Source organism: Streptococcus sp. 2021WUSS109, assembly GCF_044427305.1.
GTDB lineage: Bacteria > Bacillota > Bacilli > Lactobacillales > Streptococcaceae > Streptococcus > Streptococcus suis.
Genome location: NZ_JAOTGF010000002.1, coordinates 86,479 through 111,496, shown reverse-complemented (window position 1 = coordinate 111,496; position 25,018 = coordinate 86,479). Strand labels below are relative to the sequence as shown.

At 40.5% G+C, this 25,018-nt stretch carries 21 protein-coding genes; 19 read left to right on the top strand and 2 right to left on the bottom strand.

Annotated elements, in window-relative coordinates; all coding sequences use genetic code 11:
- Positions 1-2 precede the first annotated feature (2 nt).
- Both rnz and ODU37_RS01430 read left to right on the top strand, forming a co-directional pair.
- The gene (gene rnz, locus ODU37_RS01435) at positions 3-932 is read left to right on the top strand and encodes a ribonuclease Z (protein WP_398580405.1); all 930 of its coding nucleotides are present in this window, start codon (positions 3-5) and stop codon (positions 930-932) included.
- A complete protein-coding gene (locus ODU37_RS01430; RefSeq protein ID WP_024382566.1) occupies positions 929-1,684 on the top strand; it encodes an SDR family oxidoreductase in 756 nt (251 codons plus the stop codon). Before rnz ends, ODU37_RS01430 begins: the two co-directional genes overlap by 4 nt.
- 37 nt (positions 1,685-1,721) lie before the next feature.
- Here the strand turns inward: ODU37_RS01430 and ODU37_RS01425 are convergent, their stop codons facing one another.
- Complete coding sequence (locus ODU37_RS01425; RefSeq protein WP_398580404.1) at positions 1,722-4,907, bottom strand: M14 family zinc carboxypeptidase; 3,186 nt, start codon at positions 4,905-4,907, stop codon at positions 1,722-1,724.
- A gap of 215 nt (positions 4,908-5,122) precedes the next feature.
- Between ODU37_RS01425 and cls the strand changes: the two genes are divergently transcribed.
- From cls to ODU37_RS01340, 17 genes are all read left to right on the top strand, one after another.
- Complete coding sequence (cls, locus tag ODU37_RS01420; RefSeq protein WP_105159164.1) at positions 5,123-6,670, top strand: cardiolipin synthase; 1,548 nt, start codon at positions 5,123-5,125, stop codon at positions 6,668-6,670.
- A 156-nt stretch (positions 6,671-6,826) separates the two neighbouring features.
- Complete coding sequence (recJ, locus tag ODU37_RS01415; protein WP_249562253.1) at positions 6,827-9,040, top strand: single-stranded-DNA-specific exonuclease RecJ; 2,214 nt, start codon at positions 6,827-6,829, stop codon at positions 9,038-9,040.
- Positions 9,040-9,417: a hypothetical protein gene (locus tag ODU37_RS01410; RefSeq protein ID WP_238140463.1), complete on the top strand. Its 378-nt coding sequence runs from the start codon at positions 9,040-9,042 to the stop codon at positions 9,415-9,417. Before recJ ends, ODU37_RS01410 begins: the two co-directional genes overlap by 1 nt.
- Before the next feature lie 97 nt (positions 9,418-9,514).
- Entirely contained in the window at positions 9,515-10,027 is a 513-nt protein-coding gene (locus ODU37_RS01405; protein ID WP_002937136.1) for an adenine phosphoribosyltransferase, read from the top strand.
- Positions 10,028-10,130: 103 nt separating this feature from the next.
- Entirely contained in the window at positions 10,131-11,072 is a 942-nt protein-coding gene (gene metA / locus ODU37_RS01400; protein ID WP_024394391.1) for a homoserine O-succinyltransferase, read from the top strand.
- A gap of 9 nt (positions 11,073-11,081) precedes the next feature.
- Complete coding sequence (locus ODU37_RS01395) at positions 11,082-11,756, top strand: DnaD domain-containing protein (RefSeq protein WP_105141342.1); 675 nt, start codon at positions 11,082-11,084, stop codon at positions 11,754-11,756.
- A gap of 1 nt (position 11,757) precedes the next feature.
- Entirely contained in the window at positions 11,758-12,441 is a 684-nt protein-coding gene (locus ODU37_RS01390) for a tRNA (adenine(22)-N(1))-methyltransferase TrmK (RefSeq protein WP_024386905.1), read from the top strand.
- The gene (locus ODU37_RS01385; protein WP_105155277.1) at positions 12,431-13,225 is read left to right on the top strand and encodes a Nif3-like dinuclear metal center hexameric protein; all 795 of its coding nucleotides are present in this window, start codon (positions 12,431-12,433) and stop codon (positions 13,223-13,225) included. The genes ODU37_RS01390 and ODU37_RS01385 overlap by 11 nt, the downstream gene beginning before the upstream one ends.
- 175 nt (positions 13,226-13,400) lie before the next feature.
- The gene (locus ODU37_RS01380) at positions 13,401-14,225 is read left to right on the top strand and encodes a ZIP family metal transporter (protein WP_249562252.1); all 825 of its coding nucleotides are present in this window, start codon (positions 13,401-13,403) and stop codon (positions 14,223-14,225) included.
- Positions 14,226-14,322: 97 nt separating this feature from the next.
- The gene (rfbA, locus tag ODU37_RS01375; protein WP_014637723.1) at positions 14,323-15,192 is read left to right on the top strand and encodes a glucose-1-phosphate thymidylyltransferase RfbA; all 870 of its coding nucleotides are present in this window, start codon (positions 14,323-14,325) and stop codon (positions 15,190-15,192) included.
- Positions 15,192-15,785 carry a dTDP-4-dehydrorhamnose 3,5-epimerase family protein gene (locus ODU37_RS01370; RefSeq protein ID WP_105095450.1) on the top strand — a complete coding sequence of 198 codons (594 nt, stop codon included), beginning with the start codon at positions 15,192-15,194 and terminating at the stop codon, positions 15,783-15,785. The genes rfbA and ODU37_RS01370 overlap by 1 nt, the downstream gene beginning before the upstream one ends.
- Positions 15,785-16,270: a phosphoribosylanthranilate isomerase gene (locus ODU37_RS01365; RefSeq protein WP_249562251.1), complete on the top strand. Its 486-nt coding sequence runs from the start codon at positions 15,785-15,787 to the stop codon at positions 16,268-16,270. Before ODU37_RS01370 ends, ODU37_RS01365 begins: the two co-directional genes overlap by 1 nt.
- Positions 16,271-16,458: 188 nt before the next feature.
- Positions 16,459-17,505 carry a dTDP-glucose 4,6-dehydratase gene (rfbB, locus tag ODU37_RS01360; protein ID WP_249562250.1) on the top strand — a complete coding sequence of 349 codons (1,047 nt, stop codon included), beginning with the start codon at positions 16,459-16,461 and terminating at the stop codon, positions 17,503-17,505.
- A gap of 54 nt (positions 17,506-17,559) precedes the next feature.
- Positions 17,560-18,411 (top strand): dTDP-4-dehydrorhamnose reductase, encoded by an 852-nt coding sequence (rfbD, locus tag ODU37_RS01355; protein ID WP_105121787.1) that lies wholly within the window; start codon positions 17,560-17,562, stop codon positions 18,409-18,411.
- A 16-nt stretch (positions 18,412-18,427) separates the two neighbouring features.
- On the top strand, positions 18,428-19,471 hold the full coding sequence (locus ODU37_RS01350) for an LPXTG cell wall anchor domain-containing protein (RefSeq protein WP_044753558.1): 1,044 nt from the start codon (positions 18,428-18,430) through the stop codon (positions 19,469-19,471).
- A 73-nt stretch (positions 19,472-19,544) separates the two neighbouring features.
- Positions 19,545-21,716 carry a GBS Bsp-like repeat-containing protein gene (locus ODU37_RS01345; protein ID WP_172001777.1) on the top strand — a complete coding sequence of 724 codons (2,172 nt, stop codon included), beginning with the start codon at positions 19,545-19,547 and terminating at the stop codon, positions 21,714-21,716.
- 2 nt (positions 21,717-21,718) lie between these two features.
- Positions 21,719-22,222 carry a glucosaminidase domain-containing protein gene (locus tag ODU37_RS01340; protein WP_347269329.1) on the top strand — a complete coding sequence of 168 codons (504 nt, stop codon included), beginning with the start codon at positions 21,719-21,721 and terminating at the stop codon, positions 22,220-22,222.
- 59 nt (positions 22,223-22,281) lie between these two features.
- Here the strand turns inward: ODU37_RS01340 and ODU37_RS01335 are convergent, their stop codons facing one another.
- Positions 22,282-24,831 carry an LTA synthase family protein gene (locus tag ODU37_RS01335; RefSeq protein ID WP_249562247.1) on the bottom strand — a complete coding sequence of 850 codons (2,550 nt, stop codon included), beginning with the start codon at positions 24,829-24,831 and terminating at the stop codon, positions 22,282-22,284.
- Between the last annotated feature and the right edge of the window lie 187 nt (positions 24,832-25,018).

The window sequence follows — 25,018 nt, the reverse complement described above, 5'->3', positions numbered from 1 at the left end:
CAATGCAAATTCAATTTTTAGGTACGGGGGCTGGTCAGCCCTCCAAGGCTCGAAATGTATCCAGTTTGGCCTTGAAACTCTTGGATGAAATCAATCAGGTTTGGCTATTTGACTGTGGCGAAGGAACTCAAAATCAAATTTTAGAAACGACTATCCGTCCGCGTAAGGTCGCAAAAATCTTTATCACTCACCTGCACGGAGACCATATTTTTGGACTGCCAGGTTTTTTGTCTAGCCGTTCTTTCCAGTCAAGTGAGGAACAGACGGATATTGATATTTATGGACCTGTTGGCATTCGTTCATTTGTTTTGTCCAGTCTGAAAGTATCAGGGACACGCCTACCTTATCGTATTCATTTTCATGAGTTTGATGTGGAGACGGTAGGTCAGGTCCTAGAAACGGACAAATTCACGGTATTCGCTGAAAAGCTGGACCATACCATTCCTTGTGTCGGCTATCGTGTCATCCAGAAAGATTTGGAAGGGACACTGGATGCAGAGGCTCTGCGCGCGGCAGGTGTACCATTTGGTCCCCTCTTTGGAAAAATCAAAAATGGTCAAAACGTGACGCTAGAAGATGGGACTGAAATTATCGCGAGTGACTATATTTCTCCTCCTCGGCCTGGTAAGGTAGTGACCATTCTTGGTGATACGCGCAAGTGTTATGCCAGTGTCCGTCTGGCTGTCAATGCTGATGTGCTGGTGCATGAGGCGACTTACGGAAAAGGCGATGAGAAGATCGCTCGCAAGCACGGGCATTCGACCAATATGGAAGCCGCTCAGGTTGCCAAGGATGCTGGTGTCAAGCAGCTCTTGCTTAATCATATCAGTCCACGATTTTTATCCAAGGATATTAGTCAATTACGGAAAGATGCAAGTACTATTTTCGAGCAGGTTCATATTGTCAAGGATTTAGAGGAAATTGAGCTATGAGAACCATTCTAATCACAGGTGCCTCTGGTGGCTTGGTACAGGAAATGGTGCCATTGCTGAAAGATGATTTTTTGATTTTACTAGGTCGTGATGTGGCAAAAATTGAGCAGCTCTATGCTTACCATGAAAAAAAGGCTGTCTTTGATGTAGACATCCGAGATGAAATAGCTCTGACGGCATTTTTCGATGAACTGGATAGTCAGTTTGGTCAGATTGATATTTTAGTCAATAATGCAGGCTATGCCATTTACGATGATTTTGAGAATTTTTCCAGCCAGCAGGTGCAAGCTATGTTTGACATCAATACTTTTGCTCTGATGACCATGTGCCGTTTAGTGGGTAAACGGATGAAAGCTAGACGGAGCGGGCAGATTATCAATATCATTTCCATGTCAGGCTTGATTGCTTCAAGCAAGTCATCCGTTTATTCGGCAACCAAGTTTGCAGCTATGGGTTTTTCCAATACCATTCGCTTGGAATTAGCCCAGTATGGTGTGACAGTTACAACTGTTAACCCAGGTCCAATCGCAACCAGCTTTTTCGATCAGGCTGACCCGGATGGAAGCTATCAAGAGAGCGTCAAGGCTTTCTTGCTGCAACCAGACTATGTTGCCAAGAAGATTGTTTCGGCTATGGGGACGAAAAAACGAGACATCAATTTGCCTTGGTCACTAGCAGCTGCTCATAAACTCTATACTCTCTTTCCGAGAATAGCAGACTACTTGGCCAGTACAGTATTTAATTTGAAATAGAAAAACGCCGAAATAAAACTCGGCGTTTTCGTGTAGACTAGCTACGCTCTTTTCTACGTAAGGCGATACTGCCCAGAAGTAGGCTACCTAATGCGATAGCGATATAGTTTGTTTTTTCACCTGTTTGAGGTAGTTGTTTTGCATCGGTAGACTTGGTGGTATGTACTACTATAGCAGTTTTTGGCGCCTCATCCAAAATATTTTTTGGCATTTCAGGTTGTGGTACAAGAATTTCTACAGCTGGTAAGTCTTCTAAGGTTGCTAATTGACTACCAAATAGGGCGTTGGACACCCAACGGAAGAAGTGAACAGGGTGGACCTTGTTTGTTGGATTACCTGCATAGATAAAGACAGGTTGGTCTTGATAATTTCCAGCGATGGCGACAATTTTATTGGCTAATTTGTCATGACCAGGCCACCAACCTGCGATATAATAATCTTTGTCAGCTATTTTAACAAGCGTTTTAAATCCTTCAGGAATACCTTCAATCCAATTACCGGAGTTGGAATAGAAAAGTCCATTCATGGCGTAGCCACTTGTTAATGGATCTTTATCATCAATAATAGCCCGCATGAGACCTTCATAGTCACCACCATCTGTAAATTGTTCCGCATTGAAACCTGCTAAGATTCCTAATTCCTCCAGTTTTTGCATGGCGACACCACCTACGATGATAATTGGTTTCTTACCAAATACACTGGCATCGAATTGGTCTGATTCGAGAATGATAGCATCAGCCTCATCTGCGCTATTGACAATTTCAAAGCCCATTCGTTCTACCGCAAGTGCAGCATTTGCAAGAATGGCAAAGTCGCCTGCCCAACTATAAGAGTGAGAAGGAGCGTACACCTTCATTGCTTTCAATTCTTGTCCAAGAGGCTTCTTATAGAGAGGCTCGCCGTATAGAGCATAGGTGTCCAGTAAGTGACTAAATTGGTTAGTTTCCATGATGTAGCCATCGTCTGTAAGGTAGACCTTAGCACCTGATTTGATGGCTTGATTAATGGCCTGAACGGCGCTTTCAGATGTGTTTGCAACGACATAGTAAGGCGCTTTGAAATCAATTTCCATAGTACGTGGAGCTTTTGTCCATGTGATGCTACCTAATTTGCCGCTAAAGGCGTTTTCTTCAAATACAGCCTTGGCACTAAAGCCTTTCATATCAGGGAAGTTGACCACCAATTCAGCATACATGGCTCCCCAAGCAGATTCATCAGAACCAGCGTAGAGGACATGGTTAGCGAATCCTCGTTTGGCTTGAGCCATATCGACAACTAGGTCGCCCTTGCGGAAGTTTCCAACATCTTCAGTTAATTCCTTGACAACAACCCCATTACGATTGAAATATTCAATCATCTTAAAGGCTTCTTGCATATCATTGTGTTTATCGAGCGTCATAGGAATCACATAGTAGTCTGGGAAGAATTTTGGCTGGTCTTTTTTGAGACGTCCAACAACAGCTCCGTCTGGTCCGACTAATTCAGACTCTGCTTTTGGATCTTCTATCTTATTGACGCCGCGAGAATAGTATTTGAGACGCATTTCCATGAGACTGTCTGGCTTGGTTGCCATATTGTGAACACCGCCCAAAACAGCAAAGAATCCAGCCTTGAATGATTCTTGATTTCCTTCTGGAATTTCAATCGTATGTCCAAGAATACCGTGGTACATTGCATATACTGCTGTATAGCCTGAGAAGGAATCGTCCCACCCATTTCCCCAGTGGACTTTAGGGATGGTGTAGCGTTCATATTTAGAATTTGCAATACCTGCTCGGCCCATTTCATGAGCTTTTTCCAGCATAATATCGGCTAGTAAATCATATTCAAAGTTCGGGTCATGTGGCGGAGTGGCAGGCTCGATGAGAAATCCAGATACAAAACCATGAATATCTAAAACAGATATTGGATTCCATTTGTGGATTTGACGGACGATGGCTTGTGTTTCTGGATTCACTTGGAAACCAGTATCACGGTTAGGGTCCAAACCATTTACTAGTGAACGCAAGTTTTTAACATCGCCATCAGGATTTTCTGTGAAATTGAACAAGAAGATAAATTTATCTAACAAATCTGTCACTTTTAAATGAAGAGTAACAGGATTTCCATCGGCATCTGTAGATGGGAAGGTGATGGTATCTTTTTGTGCAAATTCTTTGAATAGGCTAGTTACCACATCTATGCCGGGTTGTTCATCAGCATGAGTGTTGTTGATGAGAATAGGTAATTTATAGTCGAAAGTTCCAGCTTGCAACTCTTTCAGCATCTGGTCAGGTTGGGTCAGCATGAGTGGCGTTGTTTCAGTAAGATATTTATCAATACTTGCTTGATCTTTAGCCACAACAGCCATTTTTATATCTCTACCTTCAGCTGATTGACCAATTGACTCAATCCTTACTAAGCGGTCGGTCGCAGCATTATCTTTAGTTTCCTCAATCTCTGTCAACATTTCCTCATGTGTACGGTAGGCTTCATAAGGACGGAAATGAAGAGTTTTTGAAATGGTCAGGTTTCCATCGGCACTAGTACCTTCCAACAGCATATCTTTTATAAAATGTCGATAGGTACGGCGAATATTACTCGGTGTCCGTTTACTCAAATCTTCTCCAAAGAGAGCTGCGAGCTGGATATTCAAATGAAGTTGGTTATCCTGTCTGCTTTCTTCTACAGTGATAAATGTATCGCCTGTGAAATCTCCCTCTTTCAAATTCCAGGTTTTCCATTCGGAAATAGGCTTTCCATCCAATGTCCATTCTATTTTTTCAGTCGTATCTGGAAGAGTGACGGATTCTGTGATAGTGACTGCTTCCGATAGATAGACAGTTTTTGTTTCGAGTGTAATTGTATCAATAGTCGGTACGGCAGATTTTTCTTCTGTAGTATCCTGATTATCATTATTAGCTAATCTGAGCGTAGTTTCCTCGGCATTGGGCTCGGAAGATGTTGTATCTTCTCCTGTGGAAACAGGTGTAGGAGAAGTATCTGCTATTTCTTCAGTTTGTTTTTCTATCTCCTTCCCTTCTGCAAGATTATCTGTAGCTTCGCTTGTGCTAGTTTCCATGATAGGAGTCTCTTCAGGCAGTGGAGTCACTGTTTTACTAGCAGTAGTTGGCATCTCCTCTGTATTTGCGAAGACCGTTCCCTGAGCGAGAGATGCAGCTAAAAGAACTGTTGAGGCAAGCAGGACTTGATTCAACAGCCTTTTCTTATATGAAAGTTTCATACGAACTTCCTCCTTTTGATAATGTGTACGGGGTAGTAAATTAAAACGGGTTATTTCATGCCTATCTTATCAAAAAATATATGTCTTTACAATATGAATTGAATATGTTTATATATTTAAAATATTCAGAAATATCGGATCATAAAGACTATTTATTTTGAGTAGGATAATGAACTAAAATCTGTTATAATGGTAAAAAAATAAGGGAGAGATGTATGGAAAAACTTTGGAAAATTATATACAGTCGGACCTTTATCGTCATTAGTTTGATCGTTCTAACCATTTTCCTTATTCTATGGTTGGTAGGTTCGGCAGCTACCTATATGCCTGCTCTATTGATTGTTTTGCAAATTTTTTCGATTTTTGTAGCTATTTCAATCATCAATAGACCGATGAATACCAGTTTTAAGTTAACCTGGATTGTTTTTGTCATTGGTATTCCGATTTTTGGTGCTCTATTCTATTTTATTTTGCAGTCCAACATCGAAACCAAACGCTATCGTAAAAATTTTCATAAGCAAGCACAAAGACTTCGGGAGTATAGTAAGACGTCTGAAAAGGTCATGAAGGCATTAGAGCGGGAAGATAAGGAGCAACTGAAATTAGCTCACTTCATGAGTGAGTACGTTGGCTACCCAATTCATACCAATACGGATGCCGTCTATTTTTCGACAGGTCAGGAAAAATTTGAAGCTCTACTAGAAGAATTGAAAAAGGCAGAGCAGTATATTTTCATGGAGTACTTTATTGTCGATATGGGATATATGTGGGATTCCATCCTTGACATTTTGAAGGAAAAGGCAGCGCAAGGAGTGGAAGTTCGTTTTATGTATGATGGGATGAATTCACTGACCAATCTTCCCTATAATTACTATAAAACCTTGAGAAAATATGGGATAAAAGCCAAAGTATTTTCTCAAATTATCCCAGCCTTATCTACGGTGCAAAATAACCGTGACCATAGAAAAATTGCGATTATTGATGGAAAGGTTGCCTTTACTGGTGGCATTAATATCGCAGATGAATACATCAACAAGAAAGTGCGTTTTGGTTACTGGAAAGACGCGGCGATTATGATTAGGGGAGAAGCTGTTGCAAACTTTACATTGATGTTCCTTCAAATGTGGAATTACAATGAAAAGACAGAGACAGATGATCTAAAATATCTCAAAACGCATAAAGATTTAGAGACGGAAACCGTTGATGCTGAAGGTTTCTTCCTTCCGTATGGCGAGAATCCATTTGATGGAGATGAGGTAGCCAAACGAGTCTGCCTAGACATGATTCAGTCGGCAACGGATTATATTTATATCATGACACCCTACTTAGTGTTGGATGATGAAATGATTGATAATTTGACTTATGCTGCGAAGCGTGGAGTCGAGGTTCGCATTCTGCTCCCGCATATCTATGATAAAAAATCAGCCTATTTGGCTGCCCGTACTGATTTTCCTACTTACTTGGAAGCAGGAATTGAAATCTTTGAATTCCAGCCTGGATTTGTCCATTCCAAAGTTGTTTTGGTCGATGATAAGAAAGCTACTGTTGGTACGGTGAATATGGATTTTCGCTCTTTTTATCTTAATTTTGAATGTGGTCTCTATATTTACAATCATTCGGCAGTTTTGGCAGCTATTAAGGATGACTTTACTCATTCTTTCAAAAAATCACAGCAAATTAACCTTCTAACCTTCCATAAAACGTACTCTTGGTATAAGCGTTTGGGAGGAGCCCTACTGCGAATTATTTCACCTTTATTATAAATTGCACTATTAGTTCTTCATGGAGCAAGGGATCGACATTCTGTTTCGGTCTTACCTTGCTCCATTTTTCTTGGAAAATGGTATAATAGAAAGATAGTTTATACTCGGAAAAGTTACAGGTTACTTGTGATTTTGAGTATTAAGGAGTAAAAAAACGTGATAAAACCCAATTATGACTGGCAATTATTGACCGGTTTTTCTGATGAACAATTTATCAAAATTGCTAAAAAAGAAGGAGTGGACTCGGTAGCGGCTAAGTTGCTGTATGAACGTGGCATCCATTCGGCGGAAGAATTGCATACTTTCTTACAACCAAGCTTAGAAGACCTTCACGATCCCTATTTACTACATGATATGGACAAGGCGGTAGAGCGGATTCGCCGAGCAATCGAAGATTACGAACAAATTTTGATTTATGGAGATTATGACGCAGACGGCATGACCTCGGCATCTATTCTGAAAGAAACCCTGGAGGAAATGGGGGCAGAAGTCCAAGTTTATCTTCCCAATCGTTTCACAGATGGCTATGGGCCAAATCAATCAGTTTACAAGTATTTTATCGAGCAGCAGGGGATTTCTCTTATTGTGACGGTGGACAATGGCGTAGCGGGTCATGAAGCGATTGCCTATGCCCAGGAAATGGGTGTCGATGTTGTCGTGACAGACCACCATTCCATGCAGGAAACCCTTCCCAATGCCTATGCGATTGTACATCCAGAGCATCCAGAGGGAAATTATCCCTTCAAACATTTGGCAGGTTGCGGTGTGGCTTTCAAATTGGCCTGTGCCCTTCTTGAAACGGTTCATGCAGACTTGCTGGATTTGGTCGCAATTGGCACTATCGCTGATATGGTTAGCTTGACCGATGAGAATCGTGTCATGGTCAAATATGGTCTCTCGCTTCTCAAACAGACTGAGCGAGCAGGTTTGCAAGAGTTGATAAAGATAGCTGGTATTGACATCGACAGTATTGATGAAGAAACAGTTGGTTTCCAACTTGCTCCGAGGTTGAATGCCCTTGGTCGACTTGATGATCCTAATCCAGCCATCGAATTACTGACTGGTTTTGATGACGAAGAGGCCCATGAGATTGCTCTCATGATTGACAGTAAGAATGTCGAGCGTAAGGATGTTGTCCAAGCAATTTACGATGAAGCAAAAACCATGCTCCGTCATGATAGACCTGTTCAAGTTCTGGCTAAAGAAGGTTGGAACCCAGGTGTTTTAGGGATTGTAGCAGGACGCCTACTAGAAGAATTGCACCAGCCTGTTATCGTCTTGTCTATTGAAGATGGTAAGGCAAAGGGTTCGGCTCGTTCTGTTGAAGCAGTTGACATTTTCAAGGCACTTAAAGATCATCAGGACCTATTTATCGCCTTTGGTGGTCATGCTGGTGCAGCAGGTATGACCTTGGAAGTTGACAAACTTGAAGAGCTTGCTCTGACCTTGACAGACTACATTATCGAAAATAAATTGGATTTATCCAGCAAGTCTTCGCTGGTCTTAGATGAAGAATTGGATTTAGAGGAATTAACCCTAGATACTCTAAAATCTTTCGAGAAGCTTGCGCCTTACGGCATGGATAATAAAAAGCCTGTATTCTACATCAGAGACTTTCAGGTGGAATCAGCAAGAACCATGGGGCAGAATAATGCCCATTTGAAACTACGCATTACTAAAGGTGCTGCAGGATTTGATGTGGTTGCTTTTGGTAAGGGCAATCTAGCCTTGGAATTTTCACAGGCCAAGGGCTTAGAACTAGCTGTCACCTTGTCTGTCAATCAATGGAATGGCAATACTAGTCTTCAGCTCATGTTGGTTGATGCTCGGGTCAACGGTGTTCAACTTTATAATATTCGTGGAAAACAACATCCTATTCCTGCAGGAGTCCCAATTTTGGACATTGAAAATCCAGTAGCAGATAACAAAGCAATTGTCTTGGCTAACTTGCCTGAGGACCTCAGTAGTCTGCGTAGCTATTTTCAGGAAAGAGAATTTGAAGCCATTTATTTTAAAAACGAAATTGCCAAACCGTACTATCTAGATGGTTATGGTAGCCGAGAACAATTCGCTAAATTGTATAAGACTATTTACCAATTTGATGAGTTTGATGTTCGCTACAAACTGAAAGATTTGGCTGTTTACTTAAAAATTAAGGACAGTCTATTGGTTAAAATGATTCAGATTTTCCAAGAATTAGAATTTGTCACGATTACGGATGGGGTCATGCGGGTCAACAAAGAGGCACAGAAGCGAGAGATTTCAGAAAGTCAAATATATCAAGAATTGAAAGAAACAGTTATCCAACAAGAGTTGATGGCGCTTGGCACCGTTCAGGAAATTTATGAATGGCTATGTGGTCGCGTTTGATGACAGTAGAGGCTCTGGTTGTTGTTGGAGTGATTGGAACGCTTCTCTACACTTATTGGTTTATCAGGCAAAAAGGTTTGTTGAAAAATCTTGAACAGATAACCGAAATAAAGCACGCACTAATTGAATTACGGCGGGTAGGATGGTCAGAAAGAGCTATCAAAAAGGTTTTCCTGAAACAACTGTTGCCTCTAAAACAAGAAGACATCCCAGCATTTGTTCAAAATTTCATAAAAGAAGCTACTATTTTTGCCTCAACTAGCTTTTATCAGTTGATAAAGGAAGAAATGAGGTTGGCTGGGAGCGGTCTTACTTTAATCATCAAGGAAGCTTTTCCTATGGTGGACATAGTAGGGCAGCTTGTGTTGCGAATTTGAGGAGACGATTTGCTAAAGATATAGGTCTGAAATGTACCAAATAACAATTTCATGGTATAATGAAGAGTAAAAATTATTTTTAAAAAGAGAGAGACAAATGAACTTAAAAGATTACATCGCAACAATTCCTAACTATCCAAAAGAAGGTATCGAATTCCGTGACATTAGCCCTTTGATGGCAGATGGAAATGCTTATAGCTATGCAGTACGTGAAATCGTTCAGTATGCGACAGATAAGCAAATCGATATGATTGTTGGGCCAGAGGCGCGTGGTTTCATCGTTGGATGTCCAGTTGCCTTTGAATTGGGAATCGGTTTTGCACCAGTTCGTAAGCCAGGTAAGTTACCACGTGAGGTTATCTCAGCTGACTATGAAAAAGAATATGGTGTAGATACATTGACGATGCATGCAGACGCAATCAAACCAGGACAACGTGTCTTGATTGTCGATGACTTGTTGGCGACTGGTGGTACTGTAAAAGCAACGATCGAAATGATTGAAAAGCTTGGCGGTATCGTTGCTGGCTGTGCCTTCTTGATTGAGCTAGATGATTTGAAAGGCCGCGAAGCAATCGGTGATTACGACTACAAGGTTTTGATGCACTATTAATCTAAGGTTATAGCCAAAACTTATAACTGGTCCTATTTTTATTCTAATTGAATTGCATAGCAACCTGTCTTATAATAAATATAAGAAAATTGGGAGGTTGCTTATGCCAATTAAAATTGAAAAATCATTACCAGCAGTTGAAATTTTGAGAAAAGAGAATATTTTTGTGATGGATAGTGACCGAGCTAGTCATCAGGACATTCGTCCTATCAAAATCCTTATTCTCAATCTCATGCCACAGAAGATAGTGACGGAGACTCAGTTGCTCCGTCTTTTGGCTAACACTCCTTTACAGCTAGAGGTTGAATTTCTCTACATGGCTAGTCACGAGTCCAAAAATACACACTCGGACCATTTGAAGCAGTTTTATAAGACTTTTGAGCAGGTCAGGGATAGCTATTTTGATGGGCTCATCGTGACAGGAGCACCAGTTGAAAATTTACCTTTTGAGGAAGTTGATTACTGGCAAGAACTTACTCAAGTTTTTGATTGGTCAAAAACACATGTTTATTCAACATTGCACATTTGTTGGGGTGCACAGGCAGGTTTGTATGCACGCTATGGTGTACCCAAACACAGTATGTCTCGAAAACTATCAGGCGTATATTGTCAAGAAGTGACTAATCCAACTAGCCCTCTTATGCGTGGATTTGACGATGAATTTCGTTCACCACACTCCCGTTATACGGAAGTAAGGGAGGTAGATATTGCCCATCTGAGTGGGTTGACGATTTTATCACAAGGTCCAGAAGTTGGCCTATCCATCTTAGCCAGCAAGGATTTAAGAGAAATTTATAGTTTTGGACATTTAGAGTATGATAGGGATACACTAGCTAAGGAATATCAACGTGATTGTATAGCTGGAAAAAATCCCCATTTACCGGAAAATTATTTCAAAGAAGATGACCCTACAAGCAAACCATCTCTCTCTTGGAATTTACCAGCAGCACAATTCTTTACCAACTGGGTGAATTATGCTGTCTATCAAGAAACTCCATACGACTGGCATATCTTTGAACAATCAGCCCAGTCAGCTAGTCTTTAAAGAGGAAGTATGAACTATTCACAGCAATTTCGTCAGGGACATTTGGTCCTGCCAGCAGCAATATTATTCCACTATCAAGAGCTTTTTCCGTCGGCAGATGATTTTTTGATTTGGCAGTTTTTCTTATATCAAAATTCTTCAGCTATCGAATCATTAGCGCCTAGTGAGATTGCTCAAGCTACTGGTAAAACAGTTGCTCAGGTCAATCAAGCTATTGAAAATCTCCAAGATGCTGGACTCTTAGAATTTAAGACAATCAGTATTGCTGGTGAAATTGAAATGATATTCGATGCACTTCCTGCTTTTGAAAAATTGGATGTTCTGTTAACTCCAAAACAGGCAGTTGAGATTGTGCAACCAGAGAATGATTTGAAGACCTTGGTGGGTGATTTTGAACGTGAATTGGGCCGCTTTTTATCGCCGTTTGAAATCGAAGATTTGCAGAAGACTATTGAGGAAGACAAAACTTCGATTGATTTGGTTCGTGCAGCCTTGAAAGAAGCTGTTTTTAACAACAAAACAAATTGGAAATACATCCAAGCTATTCTACGAAACTGGCGCCGTGAGGGAATTACTACAGTTGCGCAAGTAGAAGCGAAAAATGCAGAAAGAGAAATTCAGACTCCTAAGAATGTGACTGTTTCAAGTGACTTTCTTGATGCAATGGATCTCTGGAAAGATTGATATGGAAACAAAATTATCTAAAAGGCTGGAAACAGTCGCAAGTTTTGTCCCACAAGGGGCACGTCTAGTTGATGTAGGGAGTGACCATGCTTATCTCCCTCTTTTTTTGGTAGAGCAGGGGCGTATTGATTTTGCCATTGCGGGGGAAGTCGTTCAAGGTCCCTATCAGTCAGCGCTCCAGAATGTAGAGCAGGCGGGACAAACAGAAAAAATTCTAGTCCGTTTGGCAAATGGCTTAGGCGCATTTGAGACGTCTGACCAGATGACTGCCGTGACCATAGCAGGTATGGGGGGACGCTTGATTGCGGAAATCTTAGAAGCAGGTAAAGAAAAACTTGCGACTATTGAACGTTTGATACTCCAGCCAAATAATCGTGAAGATGATGTGCGGCGATGGTTGGAAAAAAATGGTTTTAGATTGGTTGCTGAAAAGATTCTGGAAGAAAATGGCAAGTTATATGAAGTCCTCGTTGCAGAATCAGGACAGATGAGATTGTCAGAAGTTGAACATCGTTTTGGTCCCTATCTACTAGAGGAGGCCTCACCAGTTTTCGTCAAAAAGTGGAGAAGAGAACTTGAAAAATTAAGTTTTGCTTTGGAACAAGTTCCATCTGAACGCCAAGGTGACCGCTTTGCCATTTCCCAAAAGATCCAACAAATTCAGGAGGTAGTCCATGTTAGCTAGTCAAGTTATTGAGCGCTATCAAGCCTTTTGTCCCCCTTCTTTGGCTATGGAAGGCGATGTCAAAGGGTTGCAAATCGGTACCCTTAATAAAGAGATTCAACGTGTCATGGTGGCTCTGGATATTCGTGAGACAACAGTGGCAGAGGCGATTGATAAAAAGGTGGATTTGATTATCGTCAAGCATGCTCCGATTTTTCGTCCAATAAAGGATTTAGTGGCTGATAATCCGCAAACTAAAATGTATCTTGATTTGATTAAGCATGATATTGCAGTCTATGTTAGTCATACAGATATTGATGTGGTTGAGGGTGGTCTTAACGACTGGTTCTGTGAACTATTAGAAATTCAAGATACTACCTACTTGATTGAAACTGCCGAGGGGCAGGGGCTTGGTCGTGTGGGGACAATAGCAGAGCAGACCTTGGAAGAATTGGCATTGAAAGTCAAGTCTGTCTTTGGTCTAGATGCTGTCCGTCTAGTGACCTATGGGCATCAAGCCAAGCAATATGTCAGCCGTGTAGCCATCTGTGGAGGCAGTGGTGGTTCCTATTACCATGAGGCTCTTGCCAAGGGAGCAGATGTTTATATCACAGGCGATATTTACTACCATACGGGTCAGGATATGTTGACACAAGGCTTGCTGGCTATTGATCCAGGTCATCATATCGAAGCCTTGTTTATCAAGAAAATTGCTGAATTGTTGGAAACATGGAAGGCAAATGAAGGTTGGGATGTCGAAATTCTACCTTCAACTGTTTCAACCAATCCGTTTAGACATTTGTGATAAATTAATCAGTACCTAATTATGGAAAGACCAAGACGACATTTAATGTAGTTTTAGGTCTTTTATTTTTTAGATATTTTCTTATTTATTTAAGTGAAAAAGCTTGAATTTTATAATAAATTAGGGTATCTTAATTTATAGGATATGCAAGATTAAACAGGATAGGATGTTAGTTATGACTTGGTTTACTAATCAGTCTGTAGTTCTACAGGCTTTGCTAGGTGGTTTATTCACATGGTTTTGTACGATTATGGGATCTGCCGTTGTATTTTTCTTTAAGACAGTTAGCCGTCGTTTGCTAGACACCATGCTAGGCTTTGCAGCAGGTGTTATGATTGCGGCTTCTTTTTGGTCTTTATTAGCTCCATCGATTGAGTATGCTGAAAGTTCATACGGCAATTTGGCTTGGATACCAGCAGCAGTAGGTTTTGCAGCAGGTGGTATTTTTTTACGCTTGGTAGATGCCTGGGTTCCGCATTTGCATTTGGGAAATGATAAAGATAAGGCAGAAGGCGGTGGTGAGAAGGAGAGAAAAAATCTATCCAAAACAGCCCTGCTCTTCTTAGCCATTACAATTCACAATATTCCTGAAGGCTTGGCAGTCGGTGTTACATTTGGTGCACTTGCTTCTAACTATAGTCCAGCAGCTTTTATCGGCGCAATCGGCCTTGCTATTGGGATTGGTATACAAAATATTCCTGAAGGTGCAGCCTTAGCTATTCCAATTCGTACAGACGGCGCATCTAGGTGGAAAGCTTTTTACTGGGGATCAATGTCAGCGATTGTCGAGCCGATTGCAGCAGTCATCGGTGCTTTTGCGGTTACCTTTATGACACCTATTTTACCTTATGCCCTCTCCTTTGCGGCAGGAGCCATGATTTTTGTCGTCGTAGAAGAGCTCATTCCAGAGTCGCAGACAAATGGCAATACGGATATTGCAACTCTGGGCTTAATGGTCGGTTTTATCATCATGATGATTTTGGATGTTGCCTTAGGATAATTTGTTAAAGTCTGTCGTCACAGGCTTTTTTCTTATGACAATATCTTTAAAAATATGGTATAATGAACTGATATTAATTTAGGGAAGGTACTCTTATATGAAAGGTATTATTCTAGCTGGTGGGTCAGGTACACGCTTGTATCCTTTAACGCGCGCAGCTTCAAAACAGTTGATGCCAATTTACGATAAACCAATGATATATTATCCATTGTCAACATTGATGTTGGCTGGAATCAAAGATATTTTGATTATTTCAACTCCGCAAGATCTTCCACGTTTTAAGGATATGTTAGGAGATGGTTCTGAACTTGGAATTTCACTTTCATATGCAGAACAACCAAGTCCAGATGGTTTGGCGCAAGCCTTTATTATCGGTGAAGAATTTATCGGTGATGACAATGTAGCCTTGATCCTTGGCGATAACATCTACCACGGCAATGGATTGACCAAGATGTTGCAACGTGCAGCCAGCAAAGAAAAGGGCGCGACTGTCTTTGGTTACCAAGTAAAAGACCCAGAACGCTTTGGTGTTGTCGAGTTTGACGCAGATATGAATGCTATTTCTATCGAAGAAAAGCCAGAAGAGCCAAAATCGAATTTTGCTGTTACTGGTCTTTATTTCTATGACAATGATGTGGTGGAGATTGCGAAAAATATCAAGCCTTCACCTCGTGGTGAGTTGGAAATCACAGATGTCAACAAGGCTTACTTAGACCGTGGTGACTTATCTGTTGAGCTTATGGGCCGTGGATTTGCCTGGTTAGATACAGGTACGCATGAAAGCCTCTTGGAAGCTGCACAGTACATTGAAACGGTTCAACGTTTGCAAAACGTTCAAGTGGCTAACTTGGAAGAAATTGCCTACCGCATGGGTTACATTACAAAAGAACAAGTACATGAATTGGCACAGCCACTTAAGAAAAATGAATACGGACAATACTTGCTCCGTTTGATTGGAGAAGCCTAATGACAGAAAACTTTTTCGGTAAAACACTAGCAGCTCGTCCTGTTGAAGCCATTCCAGGAATGTTAGAATTCGACATTCCTGTTCATGGTGACAACCGTGGCTGGTTCAAGGAGAACTTCCAAAAGGAAAAAATGGTGCCGCTCGGCTTCCCTGAAAGCTTCTTTGCAGAAGGAAAATTGCAAAATAATGTTTCCTTCTCTCGCAAAAACGTTCTTCGTGGTCTTCATGCAGAGCCTTGGGATAAATACATCTCTGTGGCGGACGGTGGTAAGGTCTTGGGAACTTGGGTCGATCTTCGTGAGGGTGAGACTTTTGGGAATACCTATCAAACTATTATAGATGCTTCAAAAGGTATCTTCGTTCCGCGCGGAGTAGCCAATGGTTTCCAAGTTCTGTCAGACTTTGTATCATACAGCTACTTGGTTAACGACTACTGGGCTTTGGAACTCAAGCCCAAGTATGCCTTTGTCAACTACGCAGACCCTAGTCTCGACATTAAATGGGAGAACCTAGAAGAAGCAGAAGTCTCAGAAGCAGATAAAAACCACCCACTCCTCAAAGACGTTAAGCCTTTAAGGAAAGAGGACCTCTAATGTTTCAAGCCTTTTTAGAAATAGCAGAGCAGTTAAACAAGCTTGGGATCACTCCCCTGCTGATGGGCTCTGTCGGCCTGGAAAGGCGGACAGGACGAGATTGGCAGGCAAGGGACCTTGATATTCATGTGCCTAGTGATCCACGGGGATGGGAAGCGCCAGATGAGGAGCGGATTTACCGTGCAGATGAGCTGATTGCCATGATGAATCAACTCGGCTATGTCCTGGTTGATCGTCACGAACATGAATTTCATAAAGATGGCTTATCTGTTGAATTCGGAGGTCTACATTCACTGCCTGAATTTGCTGGTGTAGAGCTAGAAGATTTGGAAGAACTAGAAACTGCAGGTGTTCGCTATTACCTACCGACACTCGAACAATACCTGAAAATCTACAAAGCCTCTTCAAAAGATTCCTACCGTGCAGAAAATAACAATCAAAAAGATTTTGCCAAGATTGCTTACTTGAAGGAAATCTTGAGGTAAAAAAGCGAGCGAAGCGAGCAGTTCTGTGTGTCATCGCCGTAGTGAGAAGCTCCTTTGCTTTGCTAAGGAGCGGGGGAAACCATGAGACCTTAGGCTCATGGTTTAGTAATGAAACACCTTGGTGGTTGCTTACGACCCCACTACCTAAGATGACACACAAAAAAGAAAAAAACTTTTCGGAGAAAAAAATGTCTCAATTTAAAAATATTATCGTGACTGGTGGCGCTGGTTTCATCGGTTCAAACTTTGTACACTATGTATATAACAATCATCCAGACGTTCACGTAACTGTTTTGGATAAACTTACTTATGCAGGAAACAAGGCTAACTTGGAAGCTATTCTTGGTGACCGTGTTGAGCTGGTTGTTGGCGACATTGCAGATGCTGAGTTGGTTGACAAATTGGCTGCTAAGGCAGATGCCATTGTTCACTATGCGGCAGAAAGCCACAACGACAACTCTCTCAACGATCCAAGCCCATTTATCCATACCAACTTTATCGGTACCTATACTCTTCTTGAAGCGGCTCGTAAATACGACATCCGTTTCCACCATGTATCGACCGACGAAGTATACGGTGACCTTCCTTTGCGTGAAGATTTGCCAGGTCATGGCGAAGGTCCAGGCGAGAAATTTACTGCAGAAACCAACTACAACCCATCATCACCTTACTCATCAACCAAGGCTGCTTCAGATTTGATTGTTAAAGCATGGGTGCGTTCATTTGGTGTTAAAGCGACTATTTCAAACTGTTCAAACAACTACGGTCCATACCAACACATCGAGAAATTTATCCCACGCCAAATCACCAACATCTTGGCAGGTATCAAGCCAAAACTTTACGGTGAAGGTAAAAACGTCCGTGACTGGATTCATACTAATGACCACTCGACTGGTGTTTGGGCGATCTTGACAAAAGGCCGTATGGGTGAAACTTACCTAATCGGTGCTGACGGTGAGAAGAACAACAAAGAAGTGCTTGAATTGATTCTTGAAAAAATGGGTCAACCAAAAGATGCTTATGACCACGTGACTGACCGTGCAGGACACGATTTACGCTATGCTATTGACGCAAGCAAACTTCGTGATGAGCTTGGTTGGACACCACAATTCACAGATTTCTCTCAAGGTTTGGAAGAAACAATCCAGTGGTACACAGACAACCAAGATTGGTGGATGGCTGAAAAAGAAGCCGTTGAAGCCAACTATGCGAAGACGCAAGAAGTTATTAAATAAGACAATTGAAGGCTGGGGCTCATGCCCAAGCCTTTCTTGAAATGAGGAGCAAATATGATTTTAATTACAGGTGCAAATGGTCAGTTGGGTACAGAATTGCGTTATCTCTTGGATGAGCGTGGTGTTGAGTACGTTGCCGCTGACGTAGCAGAAATGGACATCACGGATGCAGACAAGGTGGATGCCTTCTTTGCAGAAGTTAAGCCAAGCGTTGTTTACCACTGTGCAGCCTATACAGCTGTTGATATGGCAGAAGATGAAGGCAAAGAACTCAACTACAAGATTAACGTAACAGGCTCTGAAAATGTTGCCAAGGTAGCTGCTAAATACGGTGCAACCCTCGTTTATATCTCTACAGACTATGTCTTCAATGGTGATTTGCCAGTGGGTCAAGAGTGGCAAGTAGATGACCAACCAGATCCGCAATCTGAATACGGTCGTACCAAGCGCTTGGGTGAGGAAGCAGTTGAGAAGTTTGCAGACAAGTTCTACATTGTTCGTACGGCTTGGGTCTTTGGGAACTACGGTAAAAACTTTGTTTTCACTATGCAAAATCTTGCGGAAACCCGCGATACTTTGACGGTTGTCAATGACCAACACGGTCGCCCAACCTGGACACGCACACTTGCGGAATTCATGGTACACTTGGTGGACACCAAGCAAGCATTTGGCTACTATCATTTGTCAAACGATGCAGCAGAAGATACGACTTGGTTTGACTTTGCTACGGAAATCCTCAAGGATACCAATACCAAGGTATTGCCAGTGGATTCTAGCCAATTCCCAGCTAAGGCAAAACGTCCATTCAACTCAACCATGAGCTTGGACAAGGCAAAAGCCACAGGCTTTGTCATCCCAACTTGGCAAGAAGCTTTGGAAGCATTTTACAAACAAGAAAAGAAATAGTTTACAGGAGATGTGTATGAAAAAGAAAGCGATTGTTAAGTCGTTGTTGATGTCAGGAATTTTTCTGGCTTTACTAGGAGGTGCTACATTACCGTCCAGAGCTGTTCCAGTTGTAGCAGCAGAGACAAGTCAAAGTACGACCTATCATTTAACTGATGATGAAAAAGTTGCCGTACGTGAATATATTCAAGCTAAAATGACTATCGATATGCAAGAATATGGATTAGCGTTTCTTGAGGGAATGATGGAAGAAATGGCATCGGGTAGTGCTGAAGCTGCATGGGATGAAGAAATTGCAGACTTGAAGGCAAGCTTAACAGCAGAGCAAGCTGTTGTTTTAGATGAACTTAAAGCAAATTTAATTGGTAGCATAGCCCAACATTACCATTACTTATTTGAGACACTTACAGTCGCTGGAAAAAGCGGAAGAGAAGAAGCAGCGGCTATAGTTTCTAAGTACGAGGCTGAAGATGATGCAAGTACTCCTGAAGCAGAATTGGCTGCATTGAAATACGCTAGAGAAGTTATCGTTGAACTACTGAATAAAGAGTCGGCAGCGATTGATAATTATATTGCTTATGCAGAAGCAACCGGACAAGAATTAGCTGGATTGTTGGAAAGTGGAAACTCTAATTTAGAAACTATTACATCTGCCACTATAGGATATGGTCAAGCTCTTGCAACTGCTTCGCAACCAAAATTTCCGTATGACTTTTCAGAAATGGACCGACAGATTGCAGAACTAACTGCTAGTCTACAATCAAAAGTCGAGGATAAAAGTACAGCTAAGACTGAAAATACCGGGGTACAAACAAGTCAAAGCGCTACAAATGGCTCAAATGATTTGCAGACCGTTCCAGGTCAAGGGGGCGGTCAGATTTCTGATGTAGCTACAGGCAAAGGCAATATTTCCGAAGCAGGTCAGAAAAAGGTTATCCCAAATGATAATGCTAAGGTATTGCCAAAAACTTCAGGGAAATCTAGTCTTCCATTAACTGTACTAGGACTCATAACAATTTTTGCTGGTTGGTTATTGACAAAGAAGCAAGAAGAAAAATAGAAGATTAGTGTAATTGCATCTATTTTGAGAAATATAGTTGTTTTTACATGTGAAATACATAAAGGAGATATTTGTGAAAAAAAGAACGTTATTATTTCTTTCTTTGTGTGCATCCGCGTTGAATGCTCAGCTTGTTCAAGCGGATGTGGTAAATGCCCCATCTAGTCAAGTTTCTTCATCTCAGGTTGCTGAAACTGGCGGGCAGTTATCTGTCGTTGATGAGGCTGGACAGATTAAAGCTATTCTGTCGAACATTCAAGGGGAAATTATTGGTGTTACAGCCCAGTTTCGCTCTGAAGCAAATAGCGGAATTACTGTCGCATTCTCAATGGATGAGCAAGGTAGATACGTAGCGGTTTTGGATCGGTCTGTATTTGCGGAGGAAGACCAAGTCTTTTCGCTGAAGTTAACGGCACAATTAACAGATGGAAGTTTTCAGACCTTATCAGATTATAGTTTTGAATGGAAGAAGGATGTCGTAAGCGCGGCTGAGAAGCCTACTGCTTTGAATAATAGCAATGCAATCTCGTCTAAAATTGAGGAGGAAGCAACTTCGACTACTACAAGCTCAACGGTTAATTCTAGTTTGACAACAGGTGCAACAAGTAGTACTTCGAATTTGCTGACCAGAAGTTCTTCCAATACGATTGCAGGAAGTTCGAATGGCTCTACAAGTGTTCCAAGTGCTCGAGTCAGTACAGCTTCCAGTTCGGTCAATGTTACACAACCTACAGGCACCATCACAATTGAAAATCGTAACGATGCCCAAGGTACCTTCGATGTTCGTGTTACCAATATCTCTTCTCCTAAGGATATAGCGAGTGTTATCTTGCCGACCTGGTCGCAGTCAGATGATTTACGTTGGTATGAAGCAAAGCGTCAGTCAGATGGCAGTTATAAGTTAACTGTCAATAAGAAGGACCATAAGTACCGCACAGGTACCTACACGGTTCATTTATATTATAAGGATTCAAATGGTGGTTTGACAGGTGCTGGTGGAACAACAACTCATTTATCAGAAGCGAAGCCAACAGGTACAATCACAATTGAAAATCGTAATGATGCCCAAGGTACCTTTGATGTTCGTGTTACTAATGTTTCATCACCGAAAGATATAGCAAGTGTTATTTTACCCACTTGGTCCCAGACGGATGATTTACGTTGGTATGAAGCCACTCGTCAATCAGATGGCAGTTATAAGTTAACTGTCAATAAGAAGGACCATAAGTACCGCACAGGTACCTACACGGTTCATCTATATTATAAGGATTCAAATGGTGGTTTGACAGGTGCAGGTGGTACAACGACTCATTTATCAGAAGCGAAGCCAACAGGCACCATCACAATTGAAAATCGTAACGATGCCCAAGGTACCTTTGATGTTCGTGTTACTAATGTTTCATCGCCGAAAGATATAGCAAGTGTTATTTTACCTACTTGGTCCCAGACGGATGATTTACGTTGGTATGAAGCCACTCGTCAATCAGATGGCAGTTATAAGTTAACTGTCAATAAGAAGGACCATAAGTACCGCACAGGTACCTACACGGTTCATTTATATTATAAAGATTCAAATGGTGGTTTGACAGGTGCAGGTGGTACAACGACTCACTTATCAAATCCGTCAGCACAGCGATCCTACACAGTCTATATTGACCCAGGACATGGAGGGCGAGACTCGGGCGCTTCTTACGGTGGCGTACATGAAAAAAATCTTGCATTGTCTGTTTCAAATAAGTTGCGTGAAAATCTCTTGAAATATGGAATCAATGTTTTGATGACCCGTACAGGTGATTATGATGTAGACTTCAAAACAGAGCGTTCACGAATGACGAATGCAAGTAACGCAGATTTATTTATTAGTATTCATTTTAATGCGACGGGAGCAGGAGTTTCGAATGCGACTGGTATCGAAACATACTGGTATCAATATAATCCAGAATACCAACCTAAAATTAATAAAGAAATGCATAATAACCCTACTCGTTTAGCTGAAAGTGAGATTTTAGCCAACAAGGTCCAGGAGAGTTTAATTAAAGAAACAGGTGCAGTTAACCGTGGCGTAAGAAGAGAAACTTTTGCAGTCCTTCGTGAGACAGCAATTCCTGCTATTCTAGTAGAGCTAGGATTTATGGATAATCCTTCGGAGTTGCAAGTTATCAAACAAGATTCTTACCACACTCGCCTTGCGAAAGCATTGGCACAAGGCGTAATGAATTGGTATGGTGCTGTTGAGGGAAAGTAGAAATTGCAGGTACAGGTATTGAAACAGGAAAACTTTCTAATGATCAAAAAAGTTTCATAGCTAATCTAGTACCTGCAATTGAACAAAGTTCAAAAGTTAATTCTATCCTTTCGAGCGTCATGTTATCTCAAGCCATCCTCGAAAGTGCATGGGGAACGTCATACTTGGCAACTCATGGGAATAATCTTTTTGGCATCAAAGCGGATGCTGCGTGGACAGGTGCTACAATTGAAATCATTACCAATGAATACCGTGATGGTGAGAAGAAGCAAGAAAAGCACTTGTTTAGAAAATATAATTCATGGAATGAAAGTGTAGCAGACTATGCTAAGTTCTTTACCTCTACTCCGTGGAGAATAAAAAATTACCAGAGTTTCAGAGAGGCAACTGATTATCAACAAGCGATTCTTGCGCTAAGACAATCAGGATATGCTACTGATCCGAAATATGGTGAAAAATTACGATCAATTATCGAGAATTACAAGCTTTATCTTTTAGATAATTAAGTTTTTTGGATGATTGATGATAAAATAGCCTTGCTCAAGAACGAGCAAGGCTATTTTTATCACTCATATAAATCTGTTAAAGGTTGTTTGTCAATGGCACTATTGTATTCTAGTTGTAAGTATGTTTGGTAAAGTGGTAGGGTTGATAGATCTTCAATTTGTTGGCCATTATTATCGATATTTCCCCAGCTAGTAATGATAGGTGCTTGGATTTGCATATCACTCAAAAATTGTTGGTAAGGTGATCGAGGAAGGGCATAGTCGGATTCGGATAAAATATCCATCAAATATGGAACGAGATAGTTTGGGCTGATTGTTGTAGATTCGCGCTCCCTAATATCAAAATTCGACCAAATCACTAAAGGGGTAGAATATTTAGCGGCAGGATTATTTTCATCCATAAATTGTGCGTAAAATTCTTGAGTCAAACTAGGTTGGTGATCGCCGTACATGACGATGACCGTTGGCTCTTTGTAAGTGCTAAAGAAAGTAATTAAATCTGCAAATGCTTCATCTGTTCTTTTCATGCTGGTCAAAAATTCTGTTTCAGCTAAGTATTCAGATGTTGAACCATTAATGCTGACTTCGCGAGGATAAATTTCTTCCGTACTTGGATAGCCTCCATGTCCTTGCATGGTAACAACAAAGCTAAATAGAGGCTGGTCTCCTTTTTGGGTATAAAGTTCTTTTATTCCGTTGAACAAGAATTGATCAGATGGCCAGCCACGATCAATTGTTAGTGGTGCTAAGCTACTAATAGCAGGTTCCGAATCTAAAAAATAAGATTTATTAAACCCTAGTAGAGGATACACTGCATTGCGGTTGTAATTATTTCCAGATTGAGGATGTAGAGCTACGGTGTCGTAATTTTTATTTTTTAGATAAGTTGCGAAACTTGGACGTTCTTGTGTGATAATCTGCTGATATGGGAATAAATTAGAGGATAATAAACTGATTGGGTTACTTGTCAGCACTTCATACTCGGTATTTGCAGTACCACCGCCGAAAACAGAGACGTTTAGGGTGCCATGAATAGTATTGTCTGTTAAAGCATGTTGGTTTGATAGCGGATTAGGCTCCATATTTAAGCCCTGTAAGTTTGAAAAATCACTCTGTGATTCATTCTGTATAAAGATAATATTAGGTCTGATTGTTTGATTTTCTGTTTCAGGAGGGTACTTCTCAAGAACTTCATTAAGTTTTGGGAGTGAATATCCCTCAGGCTTAGTTATTTTACTATCTTCATAGAAAGAGGCGAGTGAGAGTGGTAGCCCAAATTGACCATAGGTGACGTACATTCTCCAGTAGTTTAATGATATATTTGCATTAGAGACGACAGTTTTATTAATCATTGGAACGATTGTTATTAAAGTTATATAGCCCAGTAAAATTCTGCTGAAACGTTTCGGCCATTTGAAATCATAACTAGAATAAAACGTTCTAGAAGGTAGAAGTTTTGGTAAATATAATTTGGGGATAAAGAAAAAGAAGGTCAATAAGATATAAGAAAATACCATGCTTTGTAGCATTCGATTGTTGATATTAATTGCTACGCTAGAAGCTACATTTAATCCGTCTGTAATTTGAAAAAGATTATAAAATAATAGAGGAGCACCACGGCTGTCAATCAAAAGTTGGTTACTTATACCAATAAATACTGAAGCAGATAGAATTAATAGGCTGGCAAATCGTAGATTAGTTGTAAAGACCAGTATTAGGTAGAGGACTCCGATAATGATTAGATTGTTCCAAAGACTGTTTGGGGAAAGAGTAGAGAATTGTGAATAGCTATTTTCAATAATAAATAATGAAAAAATGGGAACTAGAAGATAAATCACTGATAGACTAATCGTTTTGAAGGCTTTAGAGATATGACCTCGGAGTTGTTTGTATCCCAAAAGACTAAAAAATATAAGGTAAGTCAGTGCAACTAATAGCTGTTGAGTTTCCATTTTATTAAAGTTCGAATTAAATAGCACTAATTCATTGCGATATAAACGTGGAAATGTAAAAGTAGTGAATATATATTGAACGATTAATAATATTGTTAAGATACGGATATCTCTTCTTTTGATTCTCCATGTTACTCCATTTAAGATAAAGCATATTAGACCTAAAGCAAGGACTATTAAGTGGAGGTACCAAAATTGATTATCTTTAGTTATCCGTAAAGTATAGGGAAGCTCAATAAAGGCTAAATTTTTATATTTATCTCCAGTTGATGTGTCAACAGATTCAACCAATTGTCCACCAACTTTAATTTTTACAATAGTCGGATTTTCACTAACAAAGTATTCAAATGATAAGGTTCTTACAGAAGAGGAAGATTTAATTATGAGTGAATTTTCCTCACCTAGAGAAGAGAAATTAGGGATTAAATCAGCATCATTGATTCCCCATTGGTTTTCTATAATTTCTGATGAATGAATATAGCGTCCATTTATTTGGATGCTGTCGATTACTTGGTTTGGTTGTTCTGCGATGATTTCTATCATTCCATCATTTTTTGTAGAACCTAATTCGTTTCGAATGAGATGTGCATAGAGAAAAAAACTTCCAATCAATCCGATGGAGATTAGTATGTGAATAAGCTGTTTGATTAATTTCATATTTATTAACATTTCTAAGTTTTATATTTTTGTGTAAAATCCAGTACACATTATATCAAATTTTTCTTATTAACTCAAAATTTGTTTTTATCTATACTGTGGAGTCAGAGGCGTAGAAAAAGAAAAGCCTTTATAACCAAACTAGGATAGAATTAGGAAAAAAAACTAAAAAATGGTATAATGAAAA

What these genes read in the sequence shown, in the direction of transcription:
- rnz (WP_398580405.1), top strand. Translation starts at nt 3, where the DNA reads ATGCAAATTCAATTTTTAGGTACGGGGGCTGGTCAGCCCTCCAAGGCT.
- ODU37_RS01430 (WP_024382566.1), top strand. Translation starts at nt 929, where the DNA reads ATGAGAACCATTCTAATCACAGGTGCCTCTGGTGGCTTGGTACAGGAA.
- ODU37_RS01425 (WP_398580404.1), bottom strand. Translation starts at nt 4,907, where the DNA reads ATGAAACTTTCATATAAGAAAAGGCTGTTGAATCAAGTCCTGCTTGCC.
- cls (WP_105159164.1), top strand. Translation starts at nt 5,123, where the DNA reads ATGGAAAAACTTTGGAAAATTATATACAGTCGGACCTTTATCGTCATT.
- ODU37_RS01410 (WP_238140463.1), top strand. Translation starts at nt 9,040, where the DNA reads ATGACAGTAGAGGCTCTGGTTGTTGTTGGAGTGATTGGAACGCTTCTC.
- ODU37_RS01405 (WP_002937136.1), top strand. Translation starts at nt 9,515, where the DNA reads ATGAACTTAAAAGATTACATCGCAACAATTCCTAACTATCCAAAAGAA.
- metA (WP_024394391.1), top strand. Translation starts at nt 10,131, where the DNA reads ATGCCAATTAAAATTGAAAAATCATTACCAGCAGTTGAAATTTTGAGA.
- ODU37_RS01395 (WP_105141342.1), top strand. Translation starts at nt 11,082, where the DNA reads ATGAACTATTCACAGCAATTTCGTCAGGGACATTTGGTCCTGCCAGCA.
- ODU37_RS01390 (WP_024386905.1), top strand. Translation starts at nt 11,758, where the DNA reads ATGGAAACAAAATTATCTAAAAGGCTGGAAACAGTCGCAAGTTTTGTC.
- ODU37_RS01385 (WP_105155277.1), top strand. Translation starts at nt 12,431, where the DNA reads ATGTTAGCTAGTCAAGTTATTGAGCGCTATCAAGCCTTTTGTCCCCCT.
- ODU37_RS01380 (WP_249562252.1), top strand. Translation starts at nt 13,401, where the DNA reads ATGACTTGGTTTACTAATCAGTCTGTAGTTCTACAGGCTTTGCTAGGT.
- rfbA (WP_014637723.1), top strand. Translation starts at nt 14,323, where the DNA reads ATGAAAGGTATTATTCTAGCTGGTGGGTCAGGTACACGCTTGTATCCT.
- ODU37_RS01370 (WP_105095450.1), top strand. Translation starts at nt 15,192, where the DNA reads ATGACAGAAAACTTTTTCGGTAAAACACTAGCAGCTCGTCCTGTTGAA.
- ODU37_RS01365 (WP_249562251.1), top strand. Translation starts at nt 15,785, where the DNA reads ATGTTTCAAGCCTTTTTAGAAATAGCAGAGCAGTTAAACAAGCTTGGG.
- rfbB (WP_249562250.1), top strand. Translation starts at nt 16,459, where the DNA reads ATGTCTCAATTTAAAAATATTATCGTGACTGGTGGCGCTGGTTTCATC.
- rfbD (WP_105121787.1), top strand. Translation starts at nt 17,560, where the DNA reads ATGATTTTAATTACAGGTGCAAATGGTCAGTTGGGTACAGAATTGCGT.
- ODU37_RS01350 (WP_044753558.1), top strand. Translation starts at nt 18,428, where the DNA reads ATGAAAAAGAAAGCGATTGTTAAGTCGTTGTTGATGTCAGGAATTTTT.
- ODU37_RS01335 (WP_249562247.1), bottom strand. Translation starts at nt 24,831, where the DNA reads ATGAAATTAATCAAACAGCTTATTCACATACTAATCTCCATCGGATTG.